Origin of the sequence: Catenulispora pinisilvae, from assembly GCF_015356865.1 — a bacterium.
GTDB lineage: Bacteria > Actinomycetota > Actinomycetes > Streptomycetales > Catenulisporaceae > Catenulispora > Catenulispora pinisilvae.
In genome coordinates this window covers 1-7,630 of record NZ_JAAFZA010000363.1, presented here as the reverse complement: position 1 = coordinate 7,630, position 7,630 = coordinate 1, and the positions used below count along the sequence as shown (strand labels likewise).

Genomic DNA, 7,630 nt, shown 5'->3' with positions numbered 1-7,630 from the left:
AGGTGAAGCGGGGCGGCGGGGCGATGTCGCCGAGTTCGGCCTCGGCGGCCGACCAGTCGAAGCCGGGTTCCTGCTTGCTGGCGTCGGGGTCGGGGTCGGGGTCGGTGCTGGCGTCGGCGCCGGTCCCAGACGCGACCTCGACCGCCGTGGCGGCATCAGCATCCCCGGTGACGGCCGTCTCGCTCTTCGCCGCCGGCCCCCCGCTGAGCGCCGCCAGCATCAGTTCCCGGGCCCGCGCCGAACCCGGCTCCAGCCGAAGCGCTTCACCCAGCTCGACGATCGCCCCCTGCGTGTCGCCGGCCCCGATGAGCGCTTCGGCGAGCGCGACCCGGAACTCAGCCTGTTCCGGCGCGGAGCGCACCGCTTGCCGCAGTGCGTGGATCAGAGGGCTTTCCCCGTCGCTCATTGGCTCTCCCCTCCTGGTGAATCTTCCGCGAGCATAGTCGGTGTCCCCGGACGCCCACGGCGGGTCCGGCTCTGTTCCGGCTCTGTTGAGAGTCCCCCGACAAACCCGCCGCAGACGGGCCTAGCCCCCTATCCTGGACTCGTGCCACGGCCGGTGCTCCTCCTCGATGTGGACGGCGTCCTCAACCCTTACAGCGCCGTCGAATGCCCGCCCGGCTTCGCCGAACACAGCCTGTTCCCGGGCGCCGAGCCGGTCCGCCTGTGCCGGGCCCACGGCATCTGGATCAACCGGCTCCGGCAGACCTTCGACGTGGTCTGGGCCACGTCCTGGAACCACGACGCCAACCGCCTGCTGGCCCCGCTGCTCGGCGTCACGCCGCTGCCGCTGGCCCACATGCCCTCCCCGCCGTTCCACCCCCGCGAGAAGGTCCGCGTCATCGCGCGCTTCGTCGGCACCCGCCCCGCGGTCTGGATCGACGACCAGCACCCGCCGGAGGCCAGGACGTGGAGCAGCGCCCGACCGCAGCCGACCCTGCTGATCCCCGTCGATCCGGCGACGGGACTGACCAGGGAGGCGGTCGATCGGGCGCTGGAGTGGGCCCGGGACGAAGACCCGTCCGCTACCGGTTGACGAACTCCCACGTGACGTCGATGACCCCCAGGTTGGGGTCGGCCAGCGACTGGAACGCCGGCAGGCTCAGGTCGATGTGCGAGGCGTCGCAGCTCGGGCACTTGTCCTCGACCGGCACGGTGATGGTGTTCCCGTTGTAGGTCACCTGTATCGACAGGCCGCATATCGGGTCGTTGTTGGGGTTCGGCGTGGTCCAGTACGCGGCCGGCGCCGCGACCAGCCAGTCGGTGGCGGCGTTGATCTGGGTACCGCAGGCCCCGTAGCCGGCGTCGTTGTAGTACGTGGAGGTGCCGTTGATCTGCTGGCCGATGGGGATGTCGGCGGCGGCCGGGCTGACGCCCAGGACCGCGAACGTGCCCACGGCGGCGACGGCGGCGCAGACCGGGCGGGCGTACTTGGGAAGGTGCACGGCGTTGTCCTCTCTCGCTGAACCCTGATCTCGCTGGAACCCTGATCTCGGTGGAACCCTGAGTTCGGAAGGTGCTGGTGCGCGCGCGGGGCCGTCGTCACAGAGTGTTGCGATACATGAGCACTCCGGAACCGCAGCCCACTGAGCACCATGAGGCCACCCGGAGGAACCGTCAAGGGTGTGTCGGACCGTTTACTCCAGCCGCTTTAGCGGCCCGGTTCCGACTCCAGCAACGCCATCAGCGCCTTCGCCGCCGGACTGGTCGCCTGCGGGATCGGAAGCAGCGCGGCCGTCTCATATACCGACCCGCCGGTGCCCGTCAGCGGCACCGCGACCAGGCTGGTCCGCTTGCGCTCGAAGTGCCGCGGCACGACCGCCACCCCGAGCCCTTCGCCCACCAGGTCCAGCAGGCTGTGCACGTCGTTCACCTCCAGCGGGACGGTCCGCCGCACGCCGAGCGCGGCGAACGCGGCGTCGGTGACCCGGCGCGGGCCCCAGTCCGGATGGAAGTCCACGAACACCTCGCCGCCCAGGTCCTGCGGCGTCACCGCGGCCCCGGTCCCGGCCAGCGCGTGGTCCGGATGACAGAGCACGATCATCGGCTCGCTGGTCAGCGCCACCGACCGCAACTGCTCCGGATGGCCGTCGGTCCGGTAGGCGAAGGCCAGGTCGAGCCGGCCCGCCGCGACCTGCTCGGCCAACGCCGCCGATCCCCACTGCCGCAACCGGATCTCCACCTGCGGATGCAGCCGCCGGAACGCGGCGAGCAGCCCGGCCACGTGCACCCCGGCGACACACTGCTCCGCCCCCAACGTCAACGTCCCGCGCAGCACCCCCTGCACCGCGGCCACCGCCTCCCGCGCCGCCCGCTCCTGCGCCAGGATCCGCTCGGCCTCCACCAGCAACGCCCGCCCGGCCTCGGTGAGCGTCACAGTGCGCGTGGTGCGCACGAACAGCGAGGCCTGCAATTCCCGCTCCAGCGCCCGGATCGAGGCCGACAGCCCGGACTGCGAGACCATCAGCCGCGCCGCCGCGCGGGTGAAGTGCTGCTCCTCGGCGACCGACACGAAGTGCTGAAGCTGGCGTATCTCCATGACAGTGCAGCCTAGCCATTGAGCGACACAGTCACTGAATCCCAGCAGATTCTCCTGTTGGACTTCTGCTCGCCCGGCGCGGAAAGGTAGCCGCTGGCCCGGGGAAACCGAACCGCGGCCCGAGCCGTGGCCCGAGCCGCCCACGGCTTTGCGCCCACCGCTTTGGGAGTCGCGATGTACACCGCCCACCCCGACCGCTACACGACCATGCCCTACCGGCGCGCCGGGAACAGCGGCCTGGTCCTGCCCGCCATCTCGCTGGGCCTGTGGCAGAACTTCGGCCCGTCCCGTCCGGCCGAGGTGCAGCGCGCGATCCTGCGCCGGGCCTTCGACCTCGGCATCACCCACTTCGACCTCGCGGACAACTACGGCCCGCCCGGCGGCGCCGCCGAAGCGGCGCTCGGCGCGGCGCTCAAAACCGACTTCGCGGCGCACCGGGACGAGCTGGTGATCTCGACCAAGGCCGGCTACCGGATGTGGCCCGGCCCTTACGGCGAATGGGGCTCGCGCAAGCACATGCTGTCCTCACTGGACCAGTGTCTTGGGCGGCTGGGCGTGGACTACGTCGACATCTTCTACTCACACCGCTTCGACCCCGACACCCCGCTTGAGGAGACGATGCGGGCGCTGCATTCCGCTGTGCAGCAAGGCAAAGCGCTCTATGTCGGCGTCTCCAACTACTCCGCCGAGCAGACCCGCGAAGCCGCGCGCATCCTCGGCGAACTGGGCACCCCGCTGCTGATCCACCAGCCGAAGTACTCGATGCTCGACCGCGGCCCGCAGGAGCGCGGCCTGCTCGACGCGCTGGACGATCTGGGCGTGGGCTCGATCGCGTTCTCGCCGCTGGAGCAGGGCATCCTGACGGCCCGCTACCTCGACGGGATCCCCGAGGGCTCGCGCGCCGGGACCCACGGCACCTCGCTGAACAGCGACCGGATCACCGAGGACCTGCTGACCACCGTGCGCGGGCTGAACGCGATCGCCGAGGCGCGCGGCCAGAGCCTGGCGCAGCTGGCTCTGGCCTGGGTGCTGCGCGGCGGCCGGGTCACCTCCGCGCTCGTCGGCGCCAGCAGTCCCGAGCAGTTGGCGGACAACGTCGCGGCCGTCGCGAACCTCGGCTTCGACGCCGACGAGCTGGCGCGGATCGACGCCCTGATCTCGAATTAGATACCGATTAAGCCTCGATAAATTAAGCGCTGATTCCGCCATTTCTATCGATGGCTACGGCCACATCGTCGTAGTCGCCGGCGAGCAACGCGTCGATATCCACCGGCCGGCCCAGCGTCGCGGACACGTAGACGGCGCGCACCAAGGCGACCGCCAGCAGGCCGTCCCGCATGGTGACCGCCGGCGGTCGGCCGGTTCCGATCGCGTCGACCACGTCCTCGTATTGCCGCAGATGACCGACGACGAACGCGTCCGCCGGCTTGGTGTTCCCCCGCAGCTCCGCTGCCGGGACCACGCGGGACGCCTGGTTGTCGGGCTCGGCGCCACCGTAGGGCCCGCCGGTGGCGCCGGTGCCGTGCCGCGCGACGTGGAAGTACTCCAGTTGGTCGTCGTGCAGGACCGCGGAGCCGGTGGTGCCGTGGACCTGGAGACGCACCGACAAGCCGGGATACGCAGCCGTCGTAGCGTGCAGGACCGCCAGCGCCCCGGACGCGAAGCGCACCGTGGCCACCGCGACGTCCTCGACCTCGATGCCTTCGTGGGCGAGCATCGCGGCGTGCGCGAACACCTCCACCGGCTTGCCGAGCAGCCACGCCAGGAGATCGACGGTGTGCACGCCCTGGTTCATCAGCGCCCCGCCGCCGTCCAGCGCCCACGTACCGCGCCACTGCGCTGAGTCGTAGTACTCCTGCCCGCGCCACCAGGCGACCGACGCGACGGCCGAGGTGATCCGGCCCATCTGGCCGCCCGCCACCGCCGCCGCCACGGCCGCGCTCGCCGGATCGAACCGGTGCTGGCTGATCACGCTGCACAGCACGCCCCGCTGCGCCGCCTCCTCGGCCAGCGCGGTCAGGCGCCGGGCTTCGGGGAGCGAGACGTCGATCGGCTTCTCGACCAGGACATGCACTCCGGCGGCCAGCGCCGCGGTGATGGCGGCGGCGTGCAGGCCGGTCGGGACGCAGACGGCGACTATGTCGATGCCGCCGGTGGCAAGGGCTTCGGGCAGGGTCGCGAACTCGGCCGGCGCCGTGTTCTCGGCGCCCTGTTCGGCCTGCGCGATCTGCTCGGCGAGCTTGCGGCGCGCGGCTGGATCGGGGTCGACGATCGCGCCGACGCGCAGTTTGGGATGGCGCCGTACTGCTTCGGCGTGGATCCGGCCGATCACCCCGGCGCCGACGATGGCGACGGCCCAGCGCGCATCGGCTTCGCTCTTGGCCGCTGCCTCGCCAGCCGCGGCTCGGGTTTCGCTCTCGAATGCTGCGTTGCCAGCCGTGGCTTCGGCTTCGCTCTCGGCTGCTGTGTTGCCAGCCATGCTTTCGGCTTGGCTCTTGGCTGCTGCCTTGCCAGCCGTGGCGTTGGCTTCGCTTTTGGCTGCTGTGTTGCCAGCGATGCTTTCGGCTTCGGTTTCGGTTTCGGACTCGGCTTCGGTTTCGGACTCGGCTTCGATATCGCGTCCGTCGTCCGTCATGCGGTCGCCACCCCGATCGAGTCACAGAGCCCTGCGAATGCCCGCGCAGCCTTGCCGAACAACGCCGGGCCCGAGAACCCGCCCATCGCGTGCCCGAGCGCCAGATGCGGTTCGAGCGAGGCGAAGCCGTTGTAGCCGTCGTCGCGCAGCGCGGTCAGCGTCTCCAGCAGCTGACCGTCACCCTCACCGGCCGGCGTCACCTCCCCGGTCGCCGCGATGGCGTCCTTGACTTGCAGATACTCCAGATGCGGCCGGAGCATCGCGTAGCCGTCGGTGAACGGCCGCACGCCGACCTGGACGAAGTTCGCGCTGTCCCATGCCACCCGCAGCGCGCTGGAGCCCACCGACTCGATGAGGTCCAGGACCCGCTCGGGGCGGTCGCCGTAGATGTCCTTCTCGTTCTCGTGCACCAGGACGACGTTCTCGCGCTCGGCGAGGCGTGCCAGGGCACTGATGTGCTTGAGCACCGGATCGCGGACGTCTTCCGCGCTCGACCCCTGCGGCCGGTAGAAGGAGAACATGCGGATGTAGCCGGTGCCGAGGCGGTGTGCCACCGCGATCGCTCGGGCCAGCCGGCGGAGCTCGTCCCCGGGGTCGTCGGCGATATTCACCTTGCCGATCGGGGAGGCGATCGCGGAGACGCCCATGCCCCAGCGTTCCAGCGTGCCCGCGTACGTTTCGATCTGCTCGTCGGTCAGGTCCACGACGTTGACGCCCCACGCTCCGCGCATCTCGACGTGCCGGGCGCCCAGCGCCCGCAACACGGCGAACTGGATGTCGGGGTCGGGGCCGATCTCGTCGCCGAACCCGCTGAGCGTCCAGGTCACGGGGATCTGTGTTTCTGTTCGGCTCATTGCGGTTTCTGTTCGGCCCATCGCGTGCCTCCATCTACACGTCTACACACGTCTACACGTCTACACCCTCGGCTCCATCAGCCGACTCTCCCAAGCCCACGCCGCCACGCCTACCCGGTTCCGGACGCCCAGCTTCCCCTGAATGCTCGCCAGATGCCCCTTCACAGTGCTCAGCGAGATGAACAACTCCGCGGCGATCTCCTGGTTGGTGCGCCCGGCGGCGATGGCCTTGGTGACCTGGAGTTCGCGGGTGGACAGCGGCTGTGCCGGTTGGCGTGTGGACTTCGCGGTCCGGGCGGGGGCGATGTGCTTGAGCAGGCGCAGGGTCACCGACGGCGAGATGAGCGCGTCGCCGGCGCTCGCCGCGCGGACGGCTTCGGCCAGGAGCGCCGGGCCCGCGTCCTTGAGGACGAAGCCGAGCGCGCCGGCCTGGAGCGCGCCGTACACGTACTCGTCCAGATCGAAGGTGGTCACGATGACCACGCGCAGCGGATCCGCCACGCCGGGACCGGCCAGCGCGCGCGTCACCTCGATCCCGTCCAGGCGCGGCATGCGGATGTCGACCAGGCACACGTCCGGCCGCAGCCGGCGGGCCAGCTCGACCGCCTCGGCACCGTCCGCGGCCTCGCCGACGACCGCGATGTCCGGCTGGTCCTCCAGGATCAGCCGCAAGCCCCGCCGGACCATGGCTTGGTCATCGGCCAGCAGGACCCTGATACTCAAGACCGTGCTCCGTGGACGCGGACCGAGACGGGGCCGGGGAGCGGGACGGTGGCGGTCACGGCCCAGCCGCTCGCCGGGGCCGGCTGCGGTCCGGCGTCCAGCGTGCCGCCCAGCGCCTCGACCCGTTCGCGCATGCCGACCAGACCGAAGCCGCCGCGGTGCAGGTGCCGCGGTGCGCCTGCCGGTGCGTCGTCGGTGACCTCGATCCGGATGCCGTCCTGCGGATTCCGCGCGATCCGGACCGAGGCGCAGCGGGCGTGCGCGGCGTGCCGGGCGATGTTCGTCAGCGACTCCTGCACCACGCGGTAGACCGTGGAGGCGATCTCCGGCGGCCAGCGGAGCTCTTCTTGCGCTGGCAGGCTCAGGGTCACGGCCGGACCATGCCCGTCGAATCGCTTGACCAGCTCGGCGAGTTCGCCAGGACCCGCGCCGACACCGGTGGTGGCCGCGTCGTCGGCGTCGCGGAGCAGGCCGACCACGCGCCGCATGGCGGTCAGCGCCTCGCCGCTCGCCGCTTCGATCTCGGCCAAGGTGGCGTCCAACCCGGCGTCTGACCCGGTGTCCAACCCGGTGTCCAACCCATCGGGATCGGCGGTATCGCGCCGCCGCCGCGCGGTGATCCGAGCCGCCTGCGTCTGCACCACGATGCCGGTGATGTGGTGCGCGACCACGTCGTGCAACGCGCGCGCCATCGCCAGCCGCTCATCGCGCCGCACCGCCTCGGCCATACCGCGCCGTCGCCGATCCAGGTAGCGCAGCCACAGACCGACCGCGACCGCGGCCAGCCAACCCTGCGTGGCGAACGAGAACGCGGCATGCGAGCTCTGATACCCGGCCAACGCCCCCAGCCGCCCCGACCCGGCGACGATCTCCCCACCC

The 7,630-nt window shown here is 71.0% G+C and carries 9 protein-coding genes; 2 read left to right on the top strand and 7 right to left on the bottom strand.

What is annotated here, in order from left to right:
* A partial coding sequence (locus IZR01_RS46635) for a tetratricopeptide repeat protein (protein WP_194927583.1) occupies window positions 1-406 on the bottom strand: 406 nt, incomplete at its 3' end.
* 141 nt (window positions 407-547) lie between these two features.
* On the opposite strand from IZR01_RS46635, the gene IZR01_RS46630 reads away from it, so the two are divergent.
* A complete protein-coding gene (locus tag IZR01_RS46630; protein WP_194899207.1) occupies window positions 548-1,036 on the top strand; it encodes an HAD domain-containing protein in 489 nt (162 codons plus the stop codon).
* Here the strand turns inward: IZR01_RS46630 and IZR01_RS46625 are convergent.
* Both IZR01_RS46625 and IZR01_RS46620 read right to left on the bottom strand, forming a co-directional pair.
* Entirely contained in the window at window positions 1,026-1,445 is a 420-nt protein-coding gene (locus IZR01_RS46625) for a cysteine/serine endopeptidase inhibitor (RefSeq protein ID WP_323747302.1), read from the bottom strand. The genes IZR01_RS46630 and IZR01_RS46625 overlap by 11 nt on opposite strands.
* A 206-nt stretch (window positions 1,446-1,651) precedes the next feature.
* Window positions 1,652-2,539, bottom strand: coding sequence for a LysR family transcriptional regulator (locus tag IZR01_RS46620; protein WP_194899208.1), 888 nt, complete (start codon window positions 2,537-2,539; stop codon window positions 1,652-1,654).
* 174 nt (window positions 2,540-2,713) lie between these two features.
* Here IZR01_RS46620 and IZR01_RS46615 point away from each other — a divergent pair, with 174 nt between their 5' ends.
* Entirely contained in the window at window positions 2,714-3,706 is a 993-nt protein-coding gene (locus tag IZR01_RS46615; RefSeq protein WP_194927582.1) for an aldo/keto reductase, read from the top strand.
* Window positions 3,707-3,728: 22 nt separating this feature from the next.
* Here the strand turns inward: IZR01_RS46615 and IZR01_RS46610 are convergent, their stop codons facing one another.
* From IZR01_RS46610 to IZR01_RS46595, 4 genes are all read right to left on the bottom strand, one after another.
* Complete coding sequence (locus IZR01_RS46610; RefSeq protein WP_194927581.1) at window positions 3,729-5,018, bottom strand: Gfo/Idh/MocA family protein; 1,290 nt, start codon at window positions 5,016-5,018, stop codon at window positions 3,729-3,731.
* A gap of 152 nt (window positions 5,019-5,170) precedes the next feature.
* Window positions 5,171-6,028, bottom strand: coding sequence for a sugar phosphate isomerase/epimerase family protein (locus IZR01_RS46605; protein ID WP_194927580.1), 858 nt, complete (start codon window positions 6,026-6,028; stop codon window positions 5,171-5,173).
* A 60-nt stretch (window positions 6,029-6,088) separates the two neighbouring features.
* Window positions 6,089-6,751, bottom strand: a complete 663-nt coding sequence (locus tag IZR01_RS46600; protein ID WP_194899211.1) for a response regulator — start codon at window positions 6,749-6,751, stop codon at window positions 6,089-6,091.
* Window positions 6,748-7,630: sensor histidine kinase (locus IZR01_RS46595; protein WP_228561343.1), on the bottom strand; the 883-nt coding region annotated here is incomplete at its 5' end. The genes IZR01_RS46595 and IZR01_RS46600, both read right to left, overlap by 4 nt.

What these genes read in the sequence shown, in the direction of transcription:
- IZR01_RS46615 (WP_194927582.1), top strand. Translation starts at nt 2,714, where the DNA reads ATGTACACCGCCCACCCCGACCGCTACACGACCATGCCCTACCGGCGC.
- IZR01_RS46605 (WP_194927580.1), bottom strand. Translation starts at nt 6,028, where the DNA reads ATGAGCCGAACAGAAACACAGATCCCCGTGACCTGGACGCTCAGCGGG.
- IZR01_RS46620 (WP_194899208.1), bottom strand. Translation starts at nt 2,539, where the DNA reads ATGGAGATACGCCAGCTTCAGCACTTCGTGTCGGTCGCCGAGGAGCAG.
- IZR01_RS46610 (WP_194927581.1), bottom strand. Translation starts at nt 5,018, where the DNA reads ATGGCTGGCAACACAGCAGCCGAGAGCGAAGCCGAAGCCACGGCTGGC.